22 protein-coding genes and 1 tRNA gene are annotated in these 23,212 nt (G+C 49.4%); 20 read left to right on the plus strand and 3 right to left on the minus strand.

Features of this window, described 5'->3' with window-relative positions; genetic code table 11:
- Window positions 1-200: 200 nt before the first annotated feature.
- The 3 genes from Hfont_RS08750 (at window position 201) to Hfont_RS08760 (ending at window position 4,677) form a co-directional block, all read left to right on the plus strand.
- On the plus strand, window positions 201-2,537 hold the full coding sequence (locus Hfont_RS08750; RefSeq protein WP_112992004.1) for a DNA translocase FtsK: 2,337 nt from the start codon (window positions 201-203) through the stop codon (window positions 2,535-2,537).
- Between the two features lie 9 nt (window positions 2,538-2,546).
- Window positions 2,547-3,239 carry an outer membrane lipoprotein chaperone LolA gene (gene lolA, locus Hfont_RS08755; RefSeq protein WP_112992005.1) on the plus strand — a complete coding sequence of 231 codons (693 nt, stop codon included), beginning with the start codon at window positions 2,547-2,549 and terminating at the stop codon, window positions 3,237-3,239.
- Between the two features lie 145 nt (window positions 3,240-3,384).
- The gene (locus Hfont_RS08760) at window positions 3,385-4,677 is read left to right on the plus strand and encodes a replication-associated recombination protein A (RefSeq protein WP_112992006.1); all 1,293 of its coding nucleotides are present in this window, start codon (window positions 3,385-3,387) and stop codon (window positions 4,675-4,677) included.
- 93 nt (window positions 4,678-4,770) lie between these two features.
- Here Hfont_RS08760 and Hfont_RS08765 read toward each other — a convergent pair whose 3' ends face one another.
- Window positions 4,771-4,986 (minus strand): hypothetical protein, encoded by a 216-nt coding sequence (locus Hfont_RS08765; protein WP_112992007.1) that lies wholly within the window; start codon window positions 4,984-4,986, stop codon window positions 4,771-4,773.
- 146 nt (window positions 4,987-5,132) lie between these two features.
- Here Hfont_RS08765 and serS point away from each other — a divergent pair, with 146 nt between their 5' ends.
- Window positions 5,133-6,428, plus strand: a complete 1,296-nt coding sequence (gene serS / locus Hfont_RS08770) for a serine--tRNA ligase (RefSeq protein ID WP_112992008.1) — start codon at window positions 5,133-5,135, stop codon at window positions 6,426-6,428.
- 20 nt (window positions 6,429-6,448) lie between these two features.
- Here the strand turns inward: serS and Hfont_RS08775 are convergent, their stop codons facing one another.
- Window positions 6,449-8,443: a GGDEF domain-containing protein gene (locus Hfont_RS08775; protein ID WP_241523058.1), complete on the minus strand. Its 1,995-nt coding sequence runs from the start codon at window positions 8,441-8,443 to the stop codon at window positions 6,449-6,451.
- Between the two features lie 274 nt (window positions 8,444-8,717).
- Here Hfont_RS08775 and Hfont_RS08780 point away from each other — a divergent pair.
- Together Hfont_RS08780 and Hfont_RS08785 are read left to right on the plus strand one after the other, a co-directional pair.
- A tRNA-Ser gene (locus Hfont_RS08780) sits at window positions 8,718-8,807 on the plus strand.
- Window positions 8,808-9,288: 481 nt separating this feature from the next.
- Window positions 9,289-9,903: a hypothetical protein gene (locus tag Hfont_RS08785; protein WP_112992009.1), complete on the plus strand. Its 615-nt coding sequence runs from the start codon at window positions 9,289-9,291 to the stop codon at window positions 9,901-9,903.
- 136 nt (window positions 9,904-10,039) lie between these two features.
- Here the strand turns inward: Hfont_RS08785 and Hfont_RS08790 are convergent, their stop codons facing one another.
- A complete protein-coding gene (locus tag Hfont_RS08790; RefSeq protein ID WP_112992010.1) occupies window positions 10,040-10,240 on the minus strand; it encodes a hypothetical protein in 201 nt (66 codons plus the stop codon).
- Window positions 10,241-10,485: 245 nt separating this feature from the next.
- Here Hfont_RS08790 and Hfont_RS08795 point away from each other — a divergent pair, with 245 nt between their 5' ends.
- The 14 genes from Hfont_RS08795 to Hfont_RS08860 all read left to right on the plus strand — a co-directional run bounded on the left by Hfont_RS08795 (window position 10,486) and on the right by Hfont_RS08860 (window position 23,159).
- On the plus strand, window positions 10,486-10,737 hold the full coding sequence (locus tag Hfont_RS08795) for a hypothetical protein (protein ID WP_112992011.1): 252 nt from the start codon (window positions 10,486-10,488) through the stop codon (window positions 10,735-10,737).
- Window positions 10,738-10,819: 82 nt separating this feature from the next.
- Window positions 10,820-11,047, plus strand: a complete 228-nt coding sequence (locus Hfont_RS08800) for a hypothetical protein (RefSeq protein ID WP_112992012.1) — start codon at window positions 10,820-10,822, stop codon at window positions 11,045-11,047.
- 48 nt (window positions 11,048-11,095) lie between these two features.
- Window positions 11,096-11,329: a hypothetical protein gene (locus Hfont_RS08805; protein ID WP_112992013.1), complete on the plus strand. Its 234-nt coding sequence runs from the start codon at window positions 11,096-11,098 to the stop codon at window positions 11,327-11,329.
- A 181-nt stretch (window positions 11,330-11,510) separates the two neighbouring features.
- Window positions 11,511-12,869, plus strand: a complete 1,359-nt coding sequence (locus Hfont_RS08810; protein WP_112992014.1) for an MgtC/SapB family protein — start codon at window positions 11,511-11,513, stop codon at window positions 12,867-12,869.
- Between the two features lie 320 nt (window positions 12,870-13,189).
- Window positions 13,190-13,771 carry a type IV pilus modification protein PilV gene (gene pilV / locus Hfont_RS08815; RefSeq protein WP_112992015.1) on the plus strand — a complete coding sequence of 194 codons (582 nt, stop codon included), beginning with the start codon at window positions 13,190-13,192 and terminating at the stop codon, window positions 13,769-13,771.
- 65 nt (window positions 13,772-13,836) lie between these two features.
- On the plus strand, window positions 13,837-14,769 hold the full coding sequence (locus Hfont_RS08820; RefSeq protein ID WP_241523059.1) for a PilW family protein: 933 nt from the start codon (window positions 13,837-13,839) through the stop codon (window positions 14,767-14,769).
- The gene (locus tag Hfont_RS08825; RefSeq protein WP_112992017.1) at window positions 14,766-15,392 is read left to right on the plus strand and encodes a pilus assembly PilX family protein; all 627 of its coding nucleotides are present in this window, start codon (window positions 14,766-14,768) and stop codon (window positions 15,390-15,392) included. Before Hfont_RS08820 ends, Hfont_RS08825 begins: the two co-directional genes overlap by 4 nt.
- Entirely contained in the window at window positions 15,392-17,575 is a 2,184-nt protein-coding gene (locus Hfont_RS08830; RefSeq protein ID WP_112992018.1) for a pilus assembly protein, read from the plus strand. The genes Hfont_RS08825 and Hfont_RS08830 overlap by 1 nt, the downstream gene beginning before the upstream one ends.
- A gap of 8 nt (window positions 17,576-17,583) precedes the next feature.
- A complete protein-coding gene (locus Hfont_RS08835; protein ID WP_112992019.1) occupies window positions 17,584-18,030 on the plus strand; it encodes a type IV pilin protein in 447 nt (148 codons plus the stop codon).
- Window positions 18,031-18,034: 4 nt separating this feature from the next.
- Window positions 18,035-18,598, plus strand: coding sequence for a GspH/FimT family pseudopilin (locus Hfont_RS08840; RefSeq protein WP_241523060.1), 564 nt, complete (start codon window positions 18,035-18,037; stop codon window positions 18,596-18,598).
- Window positions 18,599-18,653: 55 nt separating this feature from the next.
- The gene (ribD, locus tag Hfont_RS08845) at window positions 18,654-19,745 is read left to right on the plus strand and encodes a bifunctional diaminohydroxyphosphoribosylaminopyrimidine deaminase/5-amino-6-(5-phosphoribosylamino)uracil reductase RibD (protein WP_112992020.1); all 1,092 of its coding nucleotides are present in this window, start codon (window positions 18,654-18,656) and stop codon (window positions 19,743-19,745) included.
- A gap of 17 nt (window positions 19,746-19,762) precedes the next feature.
- A complete protein-coding gene (locus Hfont_RS08850; RefSeq protein ID WP_112992021.1) occupies window positions 19,763-20,374 on the plus strand; it encodes a riboflavin synthase in 612 nt (203 codons plus the stop codon).
- Window positions 20,375-20,516: 142 nt separating this feature from the next.
- A complete protein-coding gene (locus tag Hfont_RS08855) occupies window positions 20,517-21,695 on the plus strand; it encodes a tyrosine-type recombinase/integrase (RefSeq protein ID WP_112992022.1) in 1,179 nt (392 codons plus the stop codon).
- A 213-nt stretch (window positions 21,696-21,908) separates the two neighbouring features.
- The gene (locus Hfont_RS08860) at window positions 21,909-23,159 is read left to right on the plus strand and encodes a hypothetical protein (protein ID WP_112992023.1); all 1,251 of its coding nucleotides are present in this window, start codon (window positions 21,909-21,911) and stop codon (window positions 23,157-23,159) included.
- Window positions 23,160-23,212: the final 53 nt, after the last annotated feature.

Below are 23,212 nucleotides of genomic sequence, written 5' to 3' on the forward strand. Positions count from 1 at the left end.
GTGTAACAGGGAAAAACTGGTTAAGATTATAGACGAACCAGCCGCAGCAGCAGGAACGGCAAGCAGAAACAGCCTTGAGGCTGTCTTTCGCCCCTGCGTGCAAGCCGATCAACTGGATCAAAGCTGACTTATACGCTGTCGTAGCTTTATTTTCGTAGCCTATTCAGCATGCTTAACATTGACGCCATGCGTCCGGATTTATGACAAAGACAAGTACAACCTATACCCGCAAGACCGATTCAACAAAAGACCAGCCTTTGCCTGGCAAACTCGTGCGACTGTTGTCAGAGGCACGCTGGTTTATCCTCGCCGCCGTCACGGTTTATCTGATTCTGATTTTTCTGACTTACTCGCCGGCTGATCCTAGCTGGTCGCATGCGAGCGTCGTTCCCAAGCTGCATAACCTCGGTGGTCGTGCCGGCGCATGGCTGGCTGATTTGTTGCTGTTTATTTTCGGTTTCTCGGCCTGGTGGTTGTGCATCTTTTCGCTGCGGTTGGTCTGGCTGGGTTATCGCCGCCTGTCGCAACGCTTCCTGTTGAAAAAAGAGCCTGAACCTGAGCATAGGCATGAAGGTTTGATTCGCGGCATTGGATTCTTCCTGCTGATGGTAGGCAGCGTCGCGCTTGAATATTTGCGCATGTACAGCTTGAAGGCGGCCTTGCCGAATGCGCCAGGCGGCGTGTTGGGTAGATTGATAGGCAGTGCGGCGGAAGACGCTTTCGGTTTCATGGGCGCGACCTTGCTGCTGTTATTGCTGTTCGGTTTGGGTTTCAGCTTGTTCTTCCACGTGTCATGGTTGGGCGTGGCCGAACGCATAGGTGAAACGATAGAGCTGATATTGCAGGCGATCCGCAATCTGTATGGCGCACGCGAAGATCGCAAGGTCGGCGTCGTCGCCGCAGTCAAACGCGAAGAAGTGGTTGTGCACGAACGTGCAAAAATCGTCGATGCAGCACCTATGCGTATCGAGCCGCAAATCGTCGCTGTGCCGAAATCGGATCGCGTTGAAAAAGAACGTCAGGTTTCGTTGTTCAACGATTTACCGGATACCAATCTGCCGCCACTTTCGCTGCTGGATGAAGCGCCGCAATTGCAGGAAACCGTCAGCATAGAGACACTGGAATTCACCAGTCGTTTGATCGAGAAAAAGCTTTCCGACTTCGGCATTACGGTCAAAGTGGTTGCAGCCTATCCTGGTCCGGTGGTCACGCGTTACGAAATTGAACCGGCGACCGGCGTCAAGGGCAGCCAGATCGTCGGCCTCGCACGCGATCTGGCGCGCTCGTTGTCGCTGACCTCGATACGCGTGGTGGAAACAATTCCTGGCAAAAATTACATGGCGCTGGAATTGCCGAATCCCAAGCGCCAGATTGTGCGTTTGACCGAGATCATCAGCTCCAAAGTCTACAACGACAGTCACTCCAGCCTGACGATCGCATTGGGCAAGGACATTGCCGGTAATCCAGTCGTTGCCGATCTGGCGAAGATGCCGCATTTGCTGGTAGCCGGTACGACAGGCTCGGGTAAATCGGTGGGTATCAACGCGACTATTCTGTCGCTGCTCTACAAGTCCGATCCGAATCAGGTGCGTTTGATCCTGATCGATCCGAAGATGCTGGAATTGTCGATTTACGAAGGCATCCCGCATCTGCTGGCACCAGTTGTTACCGATATGCGTCAAGCAGGTCACGCGCTCAACTGGGGCGTCAACGAGATGGAGCGCCGCTATAAATTGATGAGCAAGTTAGGTGTGCGTAACCTTGCCGGCTACAACACCAAGATCGCCGAAGCGGAAAAGAATGAACAGAAGATTCCGAACCCGTTCAGCCTGACACCGGATGAACCTGAGCCGCTGGAAAAATTACCAACCATCGTCATCATCATCGACGAGCTGGCCGATCTTATGATGGTAGTCGGTAAAAAAGTTGAAGAATTGATTGCACGTATTGCACAAAAAGCACGTGCTGCCGGTATCCACTTGATTCTGGCGACACAGCGCCCATCTGTAGACGTGATCACAGGTTTGATCAAGGCGAATATTCCCACGCGTATTGCATTCCAGGTCAGCAGCAAGATCGATTCACGCACGATTCTGGATCAAATGGGCGCGGAAGCATTGCTCGGTATGGGTGACATGTTGTACATGCCGCCGGGCACGGGTTTGCCTGTGCGTGTGCATGGCGCCTTCGTTTCGGATGAGGAAGTGCATCGCGTGGTTGATCACCTGAAGGCGCAAGGTGAACCAAACTACATAGAAGGCATCCTAGAAGGAGGCGTTGCAGAAGATGGCGACTTGACCCTGAGTGCTGAAGGCGGTGTCGGTGGTGGCGAAGCGGATGCGCTTTACGATCAGGCTGTTGCCATTGTGCTCAAGAATCGCCGGGCTTCGATTTCGCTGGTGCAACGCCATTTGCGTATCGGCTATAACCGCGCCGCTCGTCTGCTGGAACAGATGGAGCAAAGCGGTCTGGTCTCAACCATGCAATCCAACGGCAACCGGGAAATTCTGGTGCCTGCCGGGAATGCAGCTGAATAGAAAGACCTCATGAAAAAATATTCTCAACAAAATAATCCGAAACAGAAATCGCTGGTGGCAAAAGCACTAGACCTGCGCGTCGCATTGTTCGCTACGGCTCTGGTAGCAGGCGCATTGTTTTTGACATCGCAAGCGCATGCAGCAGCGCTTGATCAGTTCAAATCCTTCGTGGCATCGACGCAATCTGCAAAGGGTGAGTTCACGCAGCAATTGGTCAAAGTCGAAAGCGGTGTGAGCAAGGTATCGAATAAATCCTCAGGTACATTCAGCTTTGCACGTCCGGGTAAATTCATCTGGACTTATCAAAAACCGTACGAGCAATTGTTGCAGGCAGATGGTGAAAAGCTCTACATCTATGATAAAGATTTGAATCAAGTCACGATCAAGAAGCTGGGCGACGCGCTCGGCTCGTCACCCGCTGCGATCTTGTTCGGCAGCAACGATCTGGAAAAGAATTTCACTTTGAAAGAAGCCGGCACCAAGAATGGTCTGGAATGGCTGCAAGCGACACCGAAAGCCAAAGACACGACTTTCGATCACATCGGTATAGGCCTGCGCAACGGCGTGCCGGAAGCGATGGAATTGCGTGATTCCTTCGGTCAGGTTTCTCTGCTTTCATTTACCAAGTTTGAAAAAAATCCTGCGATGCCTGCAATGCAGTTCAAATTTACAGTGCCGAAAGGCGCGGACGTTTTTCAGTAACTTATTTTTAGTAGAACTTAAAGTGACTGCTTGCGAGATACGCAAGCCAAGCATGTTGAGGTACAGTGCGACGCCAGTTTGATTTTTCGACTGGCGTCGATTTCATTCTCGCTATCGAAGCATATTTCCAGCGTCAAATTTATTCATGAGTTTTATCCCTCTCGCCGAACGGCTACGCCCGCATACCCTTGACGAAGTCATAGGGCAGCAGCACATCCTTGGTGAAGGCAAGCCTTTGCGCGTGGCGTTCGAATCGGGGGAGCCGCATTCGATGATTCTGTGGGGGCCGCCGGGTGTCGGCAAGACGACATTGGCGCGCCTGATGGCTGACAGCTTTCACGCTGATTTCATTGCCTTATCCGCAGTGTTGTCCGGCGTGAAGGATATACGCGAAGCGGTAGAGCGTGCGGAATTGTCGCGCGGTGCGATGGGGCGACGCACGATATTGTTTGTCGATGAAGTGCATCGCTTCAACAAGAGTCAGCAGGATGCGTTCCTGCCGCATGTCGAAAGCGGCTTGTTCACCTTCATCGGTGCAACCACTGAAAATCCATCGTTCGAAGTCAATGGCGCATTGCTGTCGCGTGCATCAGTGTATGTGTTGAAGTCGCTGGATGAAGAAGATCTGGGTGCGATGCTGGATAGGGCGTCCGCTACCGAACTGGATGGACTAAGGTTTACGTCCGATGCCAAAGCGACGCTGATAGGCAGTGCCGATGGCGACGGCCGCAAGTTGCTGAACAATCTGGAAATCGTTGCACGTGCAGCGCAAGCGAAGAAACTCAATGAAGTCGATGCAGAGTTATTGAAAGCCTGCCTCGGGGATGCCTTGCGTCGCTTCGATAAAGGCGGCGATGCGTTTTACGATCAGATTTCTGCTCTACATAAATCGGTACGCGGTTCGAATCCCGATGCGTCGCTGTACTGGTTCGTGCGCATGCTGGATGGTGGTGCCGATCCGCGTTATCTGGCGCGCCGTATTGTGCGTATGGCGAGTGAAGATATCGGCCTGGCCGATCCGCGTGCCTTGCGTTTGACGCTGGACGCTGCCGAAACGTATGAGCGGCTTGGTTCGCCGGAAGGTGAACTGGCCTTGGCGCAGGCGGTTATCTATCTGGCGTGTGCCGCCAAATCGAATGCGGCGTACAAGGCTTATAACGCAGCGCGCGCGCATGTGACCAAAGATAAATCGCGTTTGGTACCCGAGCATTTACGCAATGCGCCGACCAAGCTGATGAAAGAACTGGGCTACGGCAAGTTGTATCGTTATGCTCATGATGAGCCAGACGCGTATGCGGCGGATGAAACCTATTTGCCGGACGGGATGGTCGAGCCGCACTGGTATCAGCCGACGCCACGTGGGCTGGAAGGCAAGATCGGCGAAAAGCTGGCTTATTTACGTTCGCTAGATCAGGCAGCGAAGAAAAACAAAAAGTAAGTGATTGAATCGCCGTCTAAATCGTCAGATCGCCAATCTTCGCTGGTAATCAGGCTGGGCCTGACCACATCCTTGCTGATGTTTTCTTCTGATTTATTCTGTATCACCAGATTTGGAAGAAAACCGGATTTTGATTTGTTTGATGAAGGCGTAAGCCGCACCAAGACTAATGCCGCCAGCTATTCCATAGCCGATGCCGCCGCCATGCAATAAATATTGCCTGCCACTCCACATGGCGATGCCGACTGCAAGCGTCAAACCAACGATCAGGATGGAAAAGGGAATAGGGCGCGGCGCTTGATCTTTCATGATGTTCTGTTTGCTGGCGTTTAAGAATACGCAATGGTAACGCAGGCCATGGCAATGGTGAACAAGCGATGAATTTTCTCGACTAGCTTGGAATCGCCGCCCGCCTTGGTACAATCTCGTCTTGATTCATCTTTTCGCGCCCTCTCATGATAGACATTCAATTTCTTCGTAAAGACATCGCCACTGTTGCCGAGCGCCTTGCCGGTCGTAAATTTCAGCTCGACGTCAACGCTTTCAATGCAATGGAAGCGGAGCGCAAGCAGATTCAGTCCGCAACAGAAGACTTGCAAAACAAGCGCAATACGCTGTCCAAGCAAATCGGCGCCTTGAAAGGCAAGGGCGAAGATACTTCGGCGGTGATGGCGGAAGTGGCTGGCATCGGCGATGAGTTGAAAGCATCTGCAGCACGACTCGATGTTTTGCAGGCAGAAATCAGCAAATTCATGCTGGCGATCCCGAACTTGCCGCATGAATCGGTACCGGTTGGCAAAGATGAAGCCGACAACGTTGAATTGCGCAAAGTCGGTACGCCGCGCGCCTTCGATTTTGAAGTGCGCGACCACGTTGATATCGGTGCCGGACTGGGCCTGGATTTTGATGTGGCAGCCAAAATTACCGGTTCACGTTTCTCAGTCATGAAAGGTGGCATCGCCCGCCTGCATCGTGCGCTCGCGCAATTCATGCTGGATACACATACATCCGAGCACGGCTACACTGAATGCTATACGCCATACATCGTCAACGCCGATTCGCTGCAAGGCACCGGCCAGTTGCCGAAGTTTGAAGCGGATTTGTTCGCGGTGAAAAAAGGCGGCCAGGAAGGCGAGGGCGAGTCTCTGTATTTGATCCCTACCGCTGAAGTACCGCTGACGAATATCGTGCGCGATGAAATCGTGGCTGCCGATGCATTGCCTATTCGCATGACGGCGCATTCACCTTGCTTCCGCTCCGAAGCGGGTAGCTACGGGCGCGATACGCGCGGCATGATACGCCAGCATCAATTCGACAAGGTCGAGATGGTGCAGGTTGTCCATCCGGAAAAATCGTACGAAGCGCTGGAGGAAATGTGCGGTCACGCTGAAAACATCTTGAAGAAGCTGGGCTTGCCGTATCGCGTCATTACCTTGTGTACCGGCGATATGGGTTTCGGTTCGACCAAAACCTACGATCTGGAAGTATGGTTGCCGGCGCAAAATACTTACCGTGAAATTTCATCAGTATCGAATTGCGAAGCTTTCCAGGCGCGTCGTATGCAAGCGCGTTTCCGTAATGCGCAAGGCAAGCCGGAACTCGTACACACGCTGAACGGCTCCGGTCTGGCGGTTGGACGTACGCTGGTGGCATTGCTGGAAAATTATCAGCAAGCCGATGGTAGTGTGATCATTCCTGAAGTATTGCACCCGTATATGGGCGGCCTGAAGCGCTTGTCACCGCAAGCCTAGGTCGATAGAACATCGATGAATTAAAGCAGCGATGCGATCAGTTCAAGTTGTGCTGAATCGTCGTCTGTTTTTTCATTGAGCCACGGTCCCTGGCGACGGTCTATAAAAAGACTGTTCCCAGGGATTTTTTTCGCCTGTTTTTTTGCATCGGCCATCGCGCTGGCAATTTGATGGTGGGATACATAGTGGCCGGGTTCAATTTTTACCAGTCCTAACGATATCGTTACCAGAGCGTGAAATACCTTTTTGCCGCGCCTGTCTTCACTGATGTAACCAGCATTTTTACGATCGTCTTCATTGTAGAAGTCTGGTATCGCAGCGGCGAAGACATCGAGTATCGTGCGGCAGCGTTCTTCCCAGTCATCATTCTGAAACAGGATGATGAAATCGTCGCCGCCTATATGGCCGACAAAATCACGTTGCGGATCGCAGTAGCCGCTCAGGATTTTCCCGGTCAGACGCAGAATGTCATCACCCTTGCGGTAACCGTAGACGTCGTTGTACGGTTTGAAGTGATCGAGATCGACATAACAGGCGCAGAACGGTGTGCCGTTCTCCAGCAAACGGTCTATATGTTCGTAGATAGGCACGTTGCCAGGCAATAGCGTCAAGGGATTGGCGTAGCGCGCGGCGTTGATCTGCATTTGCGTAATTTCGCGCATCAGATCGTGTGCATTGCCCATACCCAGATACTGACCTGCATCGGTGATGATGAAGCCGTTGAACAAGTGATGGCGGTCGGCGTCGACAATGATCTGGCTCAAGGCATGCAGCGCCGTATTTTTATCCGTAATTAAAGGATTGGAATCCATGAACAGCGTGCAGGATTTTTTGCCATGCAGTTCGCGCAAATAAGGACGAGCGAAGCGATCAATCAGATTGGCACGCGTGATCAAGCCGATCGGTGTGCCGTTTGATACGACAGGCAAGACCTCCAGCGTTGGATCGCTGTTGAACATTTCATAGATGCGATTATTTTGTATGTCTGGCGATACGGATGGCACGCTGCGCAACAGTTTCAACGCAGTGAGCATTTTGTGCCCGCGTCCGGCCTCATGCGGATAAACGGCTACGCCGTTATGACGCAACAAATTACGCAGGTCGGTAGATATCGTAGTTGCCGGCAAGGCGGTCGGGCGCGCGATCTTGTAGCCTTGGCCGTAAGCGACGCCCAGATCGCGAATCATCAATAATTCAGCATCGGTTTCTATGCCTTCTGCAATGACGATGGTGCCGGATTTTTCGGCGATTTCCTGTATCGATCGTACAAATTGCAGCTTGATAGGATCCTGATTGATACCTTGCACGAAGTGCATATCGATCTTTACATATTCAGGTCTAAGCTCCGACCACAAACGCAGGCTGGAAAATCCTTCACCCAGATCGTCAATCGCAATCCGGAAGCCCATCGCACGGTAATGCGTCACCGCTTCGCGCAACAAATCGTAGTCGTATGTTGGCTGACTTTCGGTCAACTCAATGATCACGCGCTCGGGATTGATGCCGACTTCATGGATGTAACCCAATGTCTCACCGTGCCTGACGTCAGGTTGCACCAGACATTCAGGACTGACGTTCAAGAACAGCTTTCCTGGCAATTGCAGTTCGGCGAATTTCTCCAGCGTAATGCGACGGCACAAGTGCTCTACTTCAACACTCAGATTACAGTCGCGCGCCACCTTGAACAGATTCAAAGGCGAGTGCAAGGGACTATCGGAGGGGCCGCGTATCAGACCTTCGTAGCCTATGATTTCGCCGGTTTGCATGCGAATAATTGGCTGAAAAAGTGGCGTCAACTCACGTTTCTGTATGACTTCTTTTAGTCGCTGTGCCAGATGGTCGTCTGTTACAGGGTGGCTTTCATGTATCGCGACATCATTGGCGGCGGGTGACAAGTGAGTCTCCTTGGTTCTGAACCTTAACGGTTGCGCGAGTGACATCGTACTGATATCGAGTGCGTGCTCTGCGAACGCAATGTGTTCTAGTTCGGATGGCTTTGCAGGTGAAGATGACATCAAAATAATTCTTCGCTTTATGACGGTATTACGATTGAACAGACTAGTCTCGGCTGAATAGTACTGATGATTTATGACAGGATGATGATAGGAAATATTGCATCATTGGCAATGTGACTGCGTAAGTCTGGCGGTCAGAGGAGTGGAGCGCACAGATTGAAAAATCTGATAATGATTTGTCTGCCTGTCGTTCAAGGATGGGGTTTCCGATTGCAAAATACTCTGATATACTCTTTCCCTTCACTGCATTCGAGCGCAGTGATAGACCCAATTAGGAGAGGTGGCAGAGTGGTCGAATGTACCTGACTCGAAATCAGGCGTGCGTGCGAACGTACCGAGGGTTCGAATCCCTCTCTCTCCTCCAGAATTTGTAGTTCAGTAAATAACCCGCTTCAAGCCAAGTGCTGACGCGGGTTTTTTGCTTTTGCGATGTTTGTATTTAGGTGATTCCAAGCTTGTGACGAAGCGGGGTTAAGTTCAAAGGAAGTTGCTGATGTCGATTCGTATCCGACATTCCAGCAGCGCATTGAACACGGCATACGTACTACGAATACATGGATTGCAAGGCAAAGTAAGCCTAAGAATGAACTCAATCAGCAAGCGTGTTGCGTCGGCAGAATTCAAAATGGTTATGTTTAAAAAAGCCGCTTACAAGCGGCTTTTTTGTTGCGCGCTGCATCTTTAAATTGCTCTATTATTACTCTTGGCTCTTGTAGAGCGCTCTGCTGAGTTTTGACCCTTTAAGCGCAATTAATTTTCAGGTGGATCAGGCACATTCAGTATGTGCAAGTTCATGTAGTCTCTTTTCATGCCCGGCTTTAGCGGATATTCATAAAGGAATTGCCATGAGCAAAATGAGCGGTGAAAAAGCATCTCAATTGGCCATCAACCTGATCGAAGAGCAATTGCAGATATTGCCGATTTCGATCGCCATGATCTGGCAGCCGGCTGATGCCGGTAACGTTGAAGAGAGTGTGCTGGCGGAAGTACTTCAAAGAAAGCCGCGCCTTCTTAAAACCGGTTCTGGCGGGAATATCGCAGCGTCTTACGCCGCAGTTGATCCCGAATGGGATTTTCATGCATCTACGCAAGCTTTGTATTCAAATCCATTGCAAAAGAATCGCTACTTGCGCGTCGTGATCAGCAATGTTTTGCTGACTGTAGGCTCTTACTTCAAAGAGAACAACATGGCAGCAATGCGGACCCCGGAAGTGCAGTTCCTGGGACATGTTTGCAATGCAATTCTCAATGAAAATACTTTCGATATAGAGCCGGGTTATTTGCCGATTGCCACCTTCGACGGCCTGGTCATTGATAATAAACTTAACGGAACATTGTTGTTTGGGGATGGTGTGACCGAAGGATTTATGGAGTTCGGTGACGCGATCGCATTGCTGCAGTGGTTGTCACGATTCTTGCGCGGGGAAAAGAATTTTGTTTCCGGCGGCGATGCCGGCTAAGGCTTGAAGCAAGCAAGTTGATCGGAGGCATTAATGCTCAAGGTTCCGTCGAATTCTTTTCATGACGAAACTATTCTCTCAAAAATAATTCACTCGTCATTTTATATTTGTAGAAGAGTCGTCGAGCAAATTTTTGTCAATACAGCGGAATTAAAACCTCTCCGGAAGCCATCCTGAAATTATTCGGATCAGTTGCATCCGGTTCAAGGTATTCCGCTTCATCAGTGACATAACATTCATTGCCTGGACGGGCATTCGCCGGGATCAATTTGATGACTGTGCAGGTGATGCCTGTGGACTGATTCTTGAACTGACCGATCACGGATGTACTAGACATGTGGCTTCCTAGATGACGTGTTTGAATGATAGCGATTACATAGCAACGAAGATGTGATGACAATCCCATAAACATGGGGTGAATGACGTGCTGCAATTATTCTCGAATCACATGAGCCGCTTAGTTTTGAATGTTCTTGCTGGCTACTCGTTTTTTTTCTTTTCTGTAATGGCTTGAGGAGTAAATGCTGAGAAATGTCTTTTCTCCGAGCATGCTAGGATGGAATTGTCTGTGAGGAGATAGCCATGCCATCCGAGAAAATTGGCGCTTACGAAGTGGAATATTCTGCTGTTCCTGCCGCCGATGGAAAAGGCTGGGTCGCTCATGTCGCCGTCTATGGTCACTCAACCAATCCCATGCACAGGAACTGTATTTTTCCTGATCAGCGTGTTTCATTGGAGTCTGTCTTCAAGACAAGTGAAGAAGCGGAGGCTGAAGCGCGCAGGGCCGCGGCTGGCTTGCTGGATTCTCACAGCAGTCGCTCTGGCGCTCAATAAGCTTGAGGCATTGCTAGCGCTGAACCTTTTGCATTCTGCGTATCTCTTATGGAGATAAGAACAGAATAATGAGGAGATAGACATGAGTGGATTTTTACCAGAACCGCGACGCCATGTATTCAAAGCTTACACAACCAAATTGAAGGACGGCACGTTTTCCGGCCATGTTTCTCATGCGATAGAAGGTGAGTCCGGGGGAGTCAAAAGAATTTACGATACCGGCATAGTCGGCACCGAACGTGAGGCTCTGGATGAGGCACACGCGTTTATTGCGCGATATGTCGCAGCTCACCCTGAAGGGCGTGAATAATCTGCCTTGTTCAGATGATAGTTAACATATTCAATCAGGAGGCCTGTCATGAGTAGAGTACCTGATTCGGTTTACCACGGTTATGAAATATTTACGGTGATTGTGCCGATAGGTGATGGACGCTGGTCTGCCACCAGCGAGATAGAAACCAATGGCGCCGATGGTATAGACATATCGCAGGGTTTTGGTGGGCCTTGTGAGGGCCATAGCGTCGAAGAAGCTAGGGCATTGGTGCTCGTCGATACGAAGCAAAAGATAGATGATCTGCTCGCGGAACCTTGATCACTAAAGGCAATTAGATTGCTTACAATACAAACGAAGCCGCAGAAGTCAGCCTCTGCGGCTTTTTTCGTTGTAGCAAACGCAGTTGTTGTGAGTCCTTATACGTAATGCTTATAAACTTAGAGCGGACAATCTGTGTCGACTGGTTTATAGTTTCCAGCTAGATACTCCTCCTTTCATCATGACTGACCCGCACACCATTACCACCGCCGTTGAACCGCTGATCCAGGTCGGCATGTCGTTGCCTGAAATCAAATGGCCGTACCTGGTCAGCCTGACGCGTCTGAGTCTCGCGCTAGCACTTGGCTTGTTGATCGGGCTTGAACGTGAGCGGCGCGGCAAGGAAGCCGGCCTGCGTACTTTTTCGCTGATTGCACTTCTCGGTGCGATGGGTGGCACGCTCGGCGACAACTATGCTTACCTGATTCTGCTGCTGACTGGCGTTTTGACCGTCTTCTTGAATATTCAACGCTTGCGCACCAATGATAGTAGCGAGCTGACTACGTCGGCGGCGATGTTGATTACCTGCGTCGCGGGCATTCTGTGCGGCAAAGGTCATACGGCAACGCCGGCATCCATCATCGTGATAGTGACAGCGCTGCTGGCATGGAAAGACCGGCTCACCGGTTTCAGTCTCGGTCTGACCGAAAATGAAATGCGCTCGGCCTTGTTACTGGCGATTCTCGCCATCGTCATTTACCCGGCGCTGCCGGTCGGCACCATCGGTCCATGGAATTTGATTGAGCCGCGCGCAGCCTGGGTCACGGTGATCCTGATTGCGGGCATCGGCTTCGTCAACTACGTATTGTGGAAAATGTATGGCACGCGCGGGATTGTGATGGCAGGTTTCCTCGGCGGTTTGGTCAATAGCAGTGTGACCGTTAGTGAGTTGGCTTCACGCGCGAAAGACAATCAACGCGATACGGTCAGTGCGGCTTATCGCGGGATTTTGCTGGCAACCGCTGCGATGATTATTCGCAATGGTGCATTGCTGCTGATCCTCGCACCGACTGCAGCATTGGCGGCAACGATTCCTTTCGTCTTGATGCTGGCGATTAACGCTGGCTGGTTTTTCTTCGATGCCAATGCAAGACAAAAGACAGTCTACGATCCGGCGCAAGCTGTTGATCTGCCGCTGCCATTTGCACTTGGTGCGGCGCTGAAGTACGGTTTGCTCTTTCTGATTTTGCATATCGCCGGCGTGATCGCGCAACAAAATCTGGGCGAAACCGGCTTCTATGCCGTGAGCTTGATCGGTGGTGTGGTCTCCAGTGCGAGTGCCGTGGCTGCGGCTGCCAGCCTGGTAACCAGCGGGTCGGTACCTGAGCATGTTGCATCGACAGGTGCGGTGATTGCATCGTTGGCCAGCGTATTGATTAATTTGCCGTTGGTCTTGCGTGCGCATAACCGCAGGCTCACATTACGACTGTCAGTCGCGATGATCTCTATTTCTGTAGTCGGCATAGTCGGTGCCTTTCTTGCCAAGCCCTTGATGGTTTGGTTGCTGGCGGCATTCCCGGTGCTATCGCAATTCAACTAAGGTGCAAATAATCGATATATGGATTTGCGACTATGTAAATAATTAATTGGTCGTTGGTAGTTGGATAGCTGCACGATATAGTCGCACCTGTCTCCTCCAACTTCTCAAGAATTGGATTCAGCCCGCTTCCGTAAGGAGGTGGGCTTTTTTTTTTGTCGCATTATTAAAACGGCTCCCATATTGATGGGATACGAAAATATTAAAAATATTGCAACAATCAGCTTTATTCAAAAATCGCTGTTTGCATGAAGTTGTTCTGACCTTGTATTTCTGATCCCGTATTTCTGATTTGTATTAATCACATTGGCGGAAGGTGCTGCATGAGATCAACCGAACATGGTTTTTCCCTGATCGAAGTATTGGTCTCGGTTTTTATATTGGCTGTCGGTGTTATCGGCGCTCTCGGCATGCACTTGAATGCTCTACGTACGGCGCAGCAATCTGCATATCAAACGCGAGCGTTACATCTTGGCGCTGACATGGTTGATGCCATGCGTGCCAATGTTGAGCAAATGCGTTTGCCAGATAACGCGAATCCCTATCTGCAAGTCGACTATCAATCATCCCCGGCGTCTAGCCATTCAAGCAATCTCGCGTGCTATGGCTCCAACGGCGATTGCAATACGCAAGAACTAGCTAGGTTTGAGATTGATCAATTTCTGCGGCATATTGATGCGGATTTTCCCGGTGGCCGGGTACGGATTTGCCGTGATGCCTTGCCTTGGAATGCTAAGGCAGAACATTTTGAATGGGATTGCGCAATTGCGTCGAGTGCTTTGGTGCTTGCGCCGTTGGTGATCAAAATCGGCTGGCAAGAGAAAAATCTGCATAGCAAAACATCTCAAGTCGATTCTTCGATCACACCGAGCATGGTGCTGACTGTTGCATCCTATTCGAGATGAAACTTTTTAGTGATCGGTGCAAGGAAAGCGTTTCGTCATCTCAGCGAGGATGGACGATCACCGAAATGATGATTGCGATAACGCTAGGTCTTTTTATCCTGCTCACCACGATGGGTCTGCTCTTGTCCAGCAAGACGGCTTATGTAATGCAAGATCAGAATGCCACTATCCATGAAACAGGACGCTATGTAATTGAAGTGCTATCACGCAGCGTGCGCCAGGCGGGATATGAGAATTGGAATAACGGAAGCATGCCCATGCTGACTGGCACCGATTTTAGTGCGAACGTCATCGGTATGGACGCAATGACCTTGAAGAAGACCACGGCTGGGCTTGATGGCGCGACGGCTACGGATGTAGTGAATGGGAGCGATGTTCTTGCTGTACGTTTTTTTGGTGAGAGTGCTTACGGTGAGGACGGTGCAGTTTTGAATTGTGCGGGTCTGGCTGTGGCAGGACCTGCTTCGATTCAAGTGGCGGATCAAGAGCGTGGCTGGAGTATTTTCTTTGTCGCAAAGGATGCTGCTGGCGAGCCTGAATTGCGTTGCAAGTACCAATCCAAGACAAGTTGGAATGCAGATGCAATTGCCCGTGGCGTCGAATCATTCCAGGTTTTGTATGGGATTGATGCCGATGGTAATGGCTCACCAGAGCAATTTTTGAATGCGGACAGAATAGACGCACTGGACGATAGATTGCTATTAATTGGCGATAACGCAATGGCACGTGCAAGAGATAGAAATCGCAAGACGAATTGGAAGAAGGTAAAGGCGATCAAATTTTCACTATTGGTGCGTGGTTCGCAAGTTGCTCGCGATGACCATCTTGCCAACGAATACAACCTGTTCGGAGTGGCGTACAGCAATGCGCAGGCAGTGACAGATAAAGGTGTGCGTATCAGGGAAGATGCGTTGCCTAGTGCAACTAGAAACCGCATCAGGAAAGTATTTACGCACACGATTCAATTGCGTAATGACGCTGCCGGTAACGGCACATGAGCTTGCATGTATTTTTTTGCCGATCGTTCCAAAACGGTATGACTTTATTAGCGACGTTATTGGTCTTGCTAGTGGTTTTAATGCTGGGTATTGCGGGATCGCAAATTGCCGTACAAAGCGAAAAATCATCACGTAACGACAGAGATCATCAAATTGCATTTCAGGCTGCGGAAGCTGCATTGTTAGATGCAGAAATGGATATCGAGCATGCGCCAGATGGTGGTAGATCGCGCAGTGATCTGTTTTCTAATACGAGTGCAATAGGTTTTCCTGCCGCAGCTGGTTCTCCATGCGGGAGCGGCGAAAACAATCCTTATCTCGGCTTGTGTCATCACTCAGAAATCGGCGCAGCGCCGATTTGGCAGGTGGTTAATTTCATGGACGATGCCGCCACTACAAGCAGTTCGGTTCCATATGGCAGATTTACCGGCCAGTCGTTTCACACAGCGAACGGTTCCTTGCCAAGCAAACTGCCGCGTTACATTGTCGAATTGATGCCGTACAAAATGTCTGGTGGCCTTGTTGATGCGCCGAGTTATTTTTATCGTATTACGGCAGTTGGTTTTGGTGCGAAAGAGACGACGCAGGTCGCACTGCAAACAGTCTATCGAAAAACGCATTGATGAAAATATTGAGTCGACATGCGGCACACGCTTGTTTAATCAATGGGGTGCTACTCGTTTCATTTTCTTTTGTTTCGCATGCAGCAGTGCCTGAAATTGCAGTCGAAACCGATCCCTTGATCAGTCTTCTTTGCTCGAAACAGCTTTCGGGAAGTTTGACTATTTCCGGGGCAACGACATCGGCGTCCAGTATTTCAGATGCTGGTGTTTCGCTATATCAAGCCGGCTTTAACAAGGCGACCTGGAGCGGAAGTCTCAAAAAATACCGTCTGGGATTTGATGAATTTGAAGGCGAAATCAAGATTGCTTCTGTTGCCGAATGGGATGCGGCTGACATATTGACAGGTGTTGAATCAGTCATCGCAAAGCCAGCACCTGAAGCACGCCATATTTATACCTCGATGAATATCGCAAACCAGCCTTCGCTGACGATGCCATTCTTATGGAACAACTTGTCAATCGCGCAGATGGCGTTGTTACATACTTCTCCCGTCACTGGCAATGATGATCAGCTGGGTGAAAAGCGACTGGATTACTTGCGTGGCGGGCGTCAATACGAACTTGGTAATGCAGGTGGCATCTTTCGAAAACGCGATCGCGTGCTAGGTGCGATTGTGCATAGTTCGCCTGTTTTTGTAGGTGCTCCATCAGTTAGCTTGCAAGGTAGTGACTATCCCGCTTTTTATGAAGCACATAAGACGCGTCGATCAGCGGTGTATGTTGGCGCAAGTGATGGCATGTTGCATGGTTTTGATGCTGTTAACGGCGAAGAATTATTTGCTTATGTTCCTCAAGCATTGTTCAAAAATTTGAGCAGCCTCACGCGAGATGGTGGTGTCTATCGCCCTTTCGTTGATGGTGCAATTACGGTTGCGGAGACGCGCGTTGCAAATCAATGGAAGACGATATTGGCGTCTGGCATGGGTGGCGGCGCACAAGGTGTGTTCGCACTGGATGTAACCGCGCCCGACCAATTTGAAAAAGGACTGGGCGCTCTATGGGAATTTACCGACGCCGATGATGTGGATATGGGCAACGTGGTTGGCGCTCCACTCATTGCAAGATTCCGGATCAAGATTGTCAAAGGTGTACCTAGCTATAGAGATTTTGTTGTCGTTGCAGCTGGCTTGAATAACTATCGCGATGACGGAGTCGGAAAATTCAATCTTCAGGCACCCGGCGCACTGTTCCTGTTGGCACTGGATAAGAGCAAATCAGAGCCGTGGAAAATCGGTACCAATTACTTCAAGTTTGTTATTCCGATCAGTGACAAGATGCTGGCTAATGGGCTGACAGCACCTGCATCGGTGCCAGCTGATGATGGTTCTATTGCGTATATCTACTCTGGTGACTTGCAAGGAAATTTATGGCGTTTCGATTTCAGCGGCAATGCACCATGGCCGAACGCAGTTGGCGGTACATCGACAAAGCCGGTATTTGTTGCAATGGATGCGCAGCGCAATAGACAAGCCATCACGCAGAAAGTGCAGGTGGTTTACGCACCCTATGGAGGTTATCTGGTTTTGTTTGGAACCGGAAAATTCATCGAGGCTGCAGATATGGATGCAGCGCGTTTCAAGATGCAATCCTTTTACGCCGTGCTTGACGCGTTGGATGGCAAGACAGTCACGCGTAATCAACTGCTTGAAAGAAAGCTGATGCCAGTTAATTCCAGCAGAAATATGTTGGAGATTAACGGTGGCGAGGTCAAGTATGGTCTTCCAGCGAATGGCGATAAAGGTTGGTATTTAGATTTTCTGGATGCCAACAAGACAGGTGAGCGCAGTATCGGTAGCGCCCGTGTCAGTGATGGAATCCTGTTCTTCAATACACTTATTCCAAATAGCGATCCTTGTCAGGTGCATGGCGGACGTCGCTATATCCTCAACACACTCAATGGCTTGCCTGTCCATGCAAATCTCAGTGCAGAGCTTTCAAACACAGTCTTGTCGAGTACACCGATGGTGATGGCAATTGTGCCGGAACAAGCACCACGTGACGCCACAGGCAAGCGCCGCGTAAAAAAGAAGCTGGAGGTACTTGATCCCGTTGTCAGCGACAAGCAGGGCACCAGCGCGCCTGTTCCAAAGGCGGTAACGGAAACCTCCACATTATCTGGCCGCCTGAGTTGGAGGGAGATTGTCAATTGGGTGGAGTTGCGTACGTCAATTATTAAAAAATAGGAGGATGAATGTCTTGCAAGTACGTTCGTGGCTTCACGATGATAGAACTGATGATCACGCTGCTTATTCTCGCGATCCTGGCGGTGGTTGCTTTTCCATCCTATCAAGAGTCGGTATTGAAGACGAGGCGAACAGAGGGACGTGCTGCACTGATGAAGGCCATGCAGCAACAGGAACGTTATTACTCGCTGCATACAACTTATCTGGCCTTTTCTTCGATGTCTACCGATCTAAATGAAAAGAGATTCAACTGGTTTTCTGGAGAAAATGCACAAGCCAGTTTTTATGAAATCAGTGCACAGTCCTGCAAAGACAAAACTTTACGCGAATGCGTGTTGTTGAAAGCAGAGCCAGGGACCAGCAAGGTCAATGCGAAGTACCGTGATCCAAAATGCGGGAAGTTGACTTTGGCCAGTAGCGGGGAGAAAACTGCAGAAGCTGATGGTTGCTGGTAATGCCATGCCTTTAATACTGCCCCAGTTCAGATCGGATATCGATGCGCGCACCGAAGGCTTCTCCATTGTTGAATTGATGGTGATAATGCTGATTGCCGGCATCCTGCTGGCGATTGGCATCCCGAGTTTCCGGGGCATGATACAAAATCACCGCTTGATTACAGCTACGAATGCCTTGTTCATGGCAGTCAATTTGACGCGTTCAGAAGCGATACATCGTGGCGTGCGGGTGGATATGGTGCCGGCCGGAGATGGCACAAAGTGGACGAATGGTTGGGTGATTTTTGTCGATGAAGACAACAACCAGCGACCAGATACGAATGAAACGATTATTTATTCGCATGGCGAGCTGCACCGCGATGTACGGATCACGCCCAGTTTTACCGATTCGAAAGTACAATATATTGCATACAACGGGACTGGCCGTACGCGTACCAATGCGAATAGTCAGACTGCGCAATCCGGGAACTGGTTGCTTGAAGCCGGTGCGCAATCGCGCAAAGTGGTGCTCAATTTTCTCGGACGGGCGCGCGTATGCGACCCAAACAAGGAAGCGTCAAGCTGCTGAGCTGTTTATAGCTAAGCAGTTGCGGTAACAATCCATCATTCTAGAAAAGACTCTCGTGGAAATTCATAGCGACGTGCAAGGGATACGCCTTGCATTGGAACTGGCAGCCAAAGGCATGTTCACGACGACGCCGAATCCGCGCGTCGGTTGCGTTATCGTCAAGGAAAACCAGATCATCGGTACCGGCTACACGCAGCCGGTTGGTCATGCGCACGCGGAAGTGCAAGCATTGAACGATGCGGCTGACAAAGGTTTCGACGTCGAAGGTTCTACCGTGTATGTCACGCTGGAGCCATGCAGCCATCACGGTCGCACACCGCCTTGCGCCGATGCCTTGATCAAGGCACGTGTGGCGCGTGTGGTTGCCGCGATTGCAGATCCAAATCCTTTGGTCGCTGGTCAAGGTTTGGCGCGACTTGAAGCAGCAGGCATACACGTCGCGTGTGGCGTATTGGAAGATGAGGCGCGCGAAATCAATATCGGTTTTCTGTCGCGCATGCAGCATGGCAAACCGTGGGTGCGTATGAAAAGTGCCGCCAGTCTGGATGGCATGACCGCGCTGCATAACGGCATCAGCCAATGGATTACTGGCGATGAAGCGCGCGCAGACGGTCATTACTGGCGCGCGCGGGCTTGCGCAATCCTGACTGGTATCGGCACCGTGATGGAGGACGATCCGCAATTGACGGTGCGCGCAATCGACACACCGCGCCAGCCGCAACGCATCGTCATCGATAGCCAGTTGCAGATCAGCCCGCATGCACGCGTATTGAGCGGCGGCAGTACCTTGATCGTGGCGGCAGAAGCCAAACCTGAAAAAGAAAAAGCCCTGCGCGATCTCGGCAATGAAGTGATCGTGTTACCGAATGCCAGCGGCAAGGTCGATTTGCAGGCGCTGATGCTGGAATTGGGACGACGCCAGATCAACGAGCTACATGTGGAAGCTGGCTTCAAACTGAATGGCTCCTTGATACGCGAAGCTTGCGTCGACGAGTTGCTGGTTTATCTTGCGCCAACTTTATTGGGCGACGCGCAACGCATGTTCAATTTGCCCGCATTGGATTCACTTGAACAGAAAAAGAATCTGACTTTCCATGAGGTTAAGCAGATTGGTGCCGATTTGCGTATCCTTGCTCGTTTTATCTAACTTACTTCGCCATCATCATGTTTACTGGAATCGTTGCCGCCATCGGCAAAATTACTACTATTTCCCCTCTCGGCGATGCAGCAGCCGGGCATCGTTTGACGGTAGATGCAGGCGGTTTACCTTTGGCCGATGTTGCCCTCGGCGATTCGATCACCCTGAATGGTGCTTGCATGACAGTGGTTGCGAAGACCGATAAACAGTTTGAAGTCGATGTCTCGCGTGAGAGCCTGAACTGTACCGCCGGCCTGGATGCCATCGGGGAAGTGAATCTGGAAAAGGCGGTTACCTTGTCGGAACGCTTGGGCGGTCATCTGGTATCCGGTCATGTTGATGGGCTCGGTGTCGTCAGCAAGTTTGAGCCGGTAGGCGAATCATGGCTGCTGGCGGTGGCTGCGCCGAAAGAACTGGGAAAATTTATTGCAGTGAAGGGATCGATTGTGATCAACGGCGTGTCGCTGACGGTGAATACCGTTACAGATAGCGCTGATGCATGTACTTTCTCTGTGAACCTGATTCCGCATACAGTCCAGGTCACCACGCTCAAGCATTTGAAGTCGGGTAGCAAGGTCAACCTGGAAATTGATTTGATCGCACGTTATGTAGAAAGAATGCTCTCTGCGTCTAAGTAAGTGTATTAATTCTTTTAAAATCAATAACTTGATTTAATTTTCTTCCTGGATATGTCTATGTGAATCCATATCGATACCGTAAAAAATCACGTTTATTACGGTATAATTTACGGTATTAAAATGAATTTATTCAAAATACCGTATGAAACTGACCGATTTAAAGGTATCAAAAGCGAAAGCGATTGATCGCCCACAAAAGCTCACCGATGGAGGTGGGCTTTATTTATATATATCCCCAACTGGCGTTAAATCTTGGCGTTTGGATTACAGCCATAACAACAAGCGTTATACCCATACGATTGGTAAATATCCTGTCATTACTTTGGCAGAAGCGCGTGCTAGAAAATTGGAGTTAAAGAAGGAGTTATCAGCTGGTTTAAGCCCCAGTGTTGAGAAACATAAGGAAAAAATTCGAAGATCAGAAGAGGCGGCTCAAACATTTGAGTTGCTTGCCAATGAATGGTTTCAAGGAAAAAAAGACATACGGTCAAAAGCTTGGCAAGAAGGAAATGGTCTTTATCTTCGACGCGATTTGATCCCTGCGATTGGAAAAATACCGATCGATGAAATCAATGGAAAAACACTTTTACTAGTTTTGCAGTCAATTGCAAAAGATCGTGGTGTTAGAACTGCTGATCGTGCGCGTCAGACCGCGCTTCAGGTTTTTGAGCACGCTATTTTAAATTTTAAGACGGAAAAAAATCCGGCAGCTATTTTAAGGAAATGGGCCGAGATTCCAGCTGCTGTAAACCGCCCTCATTTAGAAGAGGGTGATGTACATCAACTGATTGATGCAATGGATGCATATCCTGGTTATCTCACTACAAAGCTGGCCGCCAAATTATTGTTGTTAACTTTTGTTAGAAAAATGGAAGTTACGGATGCTCAGTGGGATGAGTTTGATCTTCAGAATAAAAAATGGATAATTCCTGCCGAACGCATGAAGATGAAAGAGGCCCATGTTGTCCCGCTATCTGCTCAAGCGGTCTCACTAATAAATCAACTGCAGCCATATACGCGCGGCTCTAAATATTTATTCCCGAAGAACAGTACAGTTTTGAAGCCTATGAGTGCCGCGTCTTTGAACAAGATGTTTGACACGATGGGATACAAAGGAAGATTTTCGCCTCATGGTATTAGAGCTACGGCTAGTACTTGGTTGAATGAAAAAGGTTTTCGGCATGATGTAATAGAACGTCAGTTGGCGCATACCGAACGCAATCAAGTTCGAGCTAGCTACAATCATGCAGATTACTTATTGGAACGCCGGGAGATGATGCAAGCATGGGCAGATTTTTTATTCCCTAGTGCCAGTAAGTAGTTGTAGCAATACGTATTGGACTAACAACTCCACATACGGAGCAATCGATTAGAGCTTGGAAAGTCGTGAAATTAAGGGTATTGATGACTATGCTGCTGCCCAAGATAAATGGCCAGAAAAACTTATAAAACTGGGTCCACTCCTCAGAATATTGAATTTTTACTCAATTTATCTGAACGAGACGCTGGCTGACGGACCAATTACTTATCCAATATGTTCACTATTCTTTATCCAGAAATTGCAGAGGAGGCTCTTAAGTATCCAGGGGGTATTCATGCATTTCGCCTTCCGGAAGAGAGCATTCCGTTTTTCTTTGTAAAAATGATGCCTCAATATCTATTAACTGCAAAGATTAACAAAGGGTTCAAGATTTACGTTGTACCTTTGGAGGTTTCTGGAATCGTGACCGTGGGGTTGATGGCTGCATTCTTTGACGATTCTGACAATCCATTAACGGTATGGAGACCTTTGGCGGATGAGCCGGCTACTAGGCAACTAGTAGCCGCATTATCGGCAAAGAACTTGAAAGTACACCTCTTTGATGAGCATAATCGCGAGCTACTCGGTTATGCAGCAAGCGTTGGTATGCCTCTTGAAGCCCAAATAAGATTGGAGTGCGCGAACTTTCATGCCTTATCTCATCCCGTTGCTCATGCGTTAGGAGATGCTGCCAAAGCTTGGTTTTCTACTCGTACTGAAAAAGATGACACGGAGGCTATTTCCATTGCGTTCGACGAGCCGCTCTTTCCTGAAGATATTGTAATCACGGATATGAACAGTGACCGTTACGATTTCCATGGCAGCAAAGGATTTAACCAAACTTCATTGATTAAAACTGAGCCTGGATACACACAAGAAATCGATATCATTCTACTGTTACAGCGAATTTTCCATCCTAGCCAAATATTCCACGCGCCGAAAAGAATCAATGACGGTGAAGAGATTTCTGATGTGATGGTGATTACCGATAAGTTATGTCTCATAGTTCAAGCGAAGGACTCTCCAAATACAGACTTAATGCTGCAGAACAGTTTAGAAAGAAAACGTAAGAAAGCACTTAAACAGCTTAAAGAAGGTATCACTCAGGCATCCGGCGCCATCGGTTATTTACGCAGGGTCAGGCCACTAAAATTTCTAATCGATGGTGAGCAGATAGAAATCGACTTGGCAAACAGGAATATTCTGTCGCTAGTTGTAGTCCGCGAACTTTTTGATGATGGTTTTACAGAATACAGTGAGCTCTTATTCGACTTTCTTAACAAAATAGACTTGCCATGCATCGCGCTAGACTATTCAGAGCTTCATAACTACACCTCGTATTGCGACGATGCTGACGAATTCATCTTCGCATTCTTTGAAGTTTTCAACTATGCACTGGCGAATGGGCAATTTCCGCGGTTGCGTTTTGGAATGAATGACCTGTTCTGCGAAGACGGAGCTATCAAGTTTAATAAGCCGCGTTAGAGCTGGGCCTGTACTTCAATTGGCAAGACGAATGGAAAGACAAATCTTTGTGT

Origin of the sequence: Herminiimonas fonticola, assembly GCF_003293745.1 — a bacterium.
GTDB lineage: Bacteria > Pseudomonadota > Gammaproteobacteria > Burkholderiales > Burkholderiaceae_D > Oxalicibacterium > Oxalicibacterium fonticola.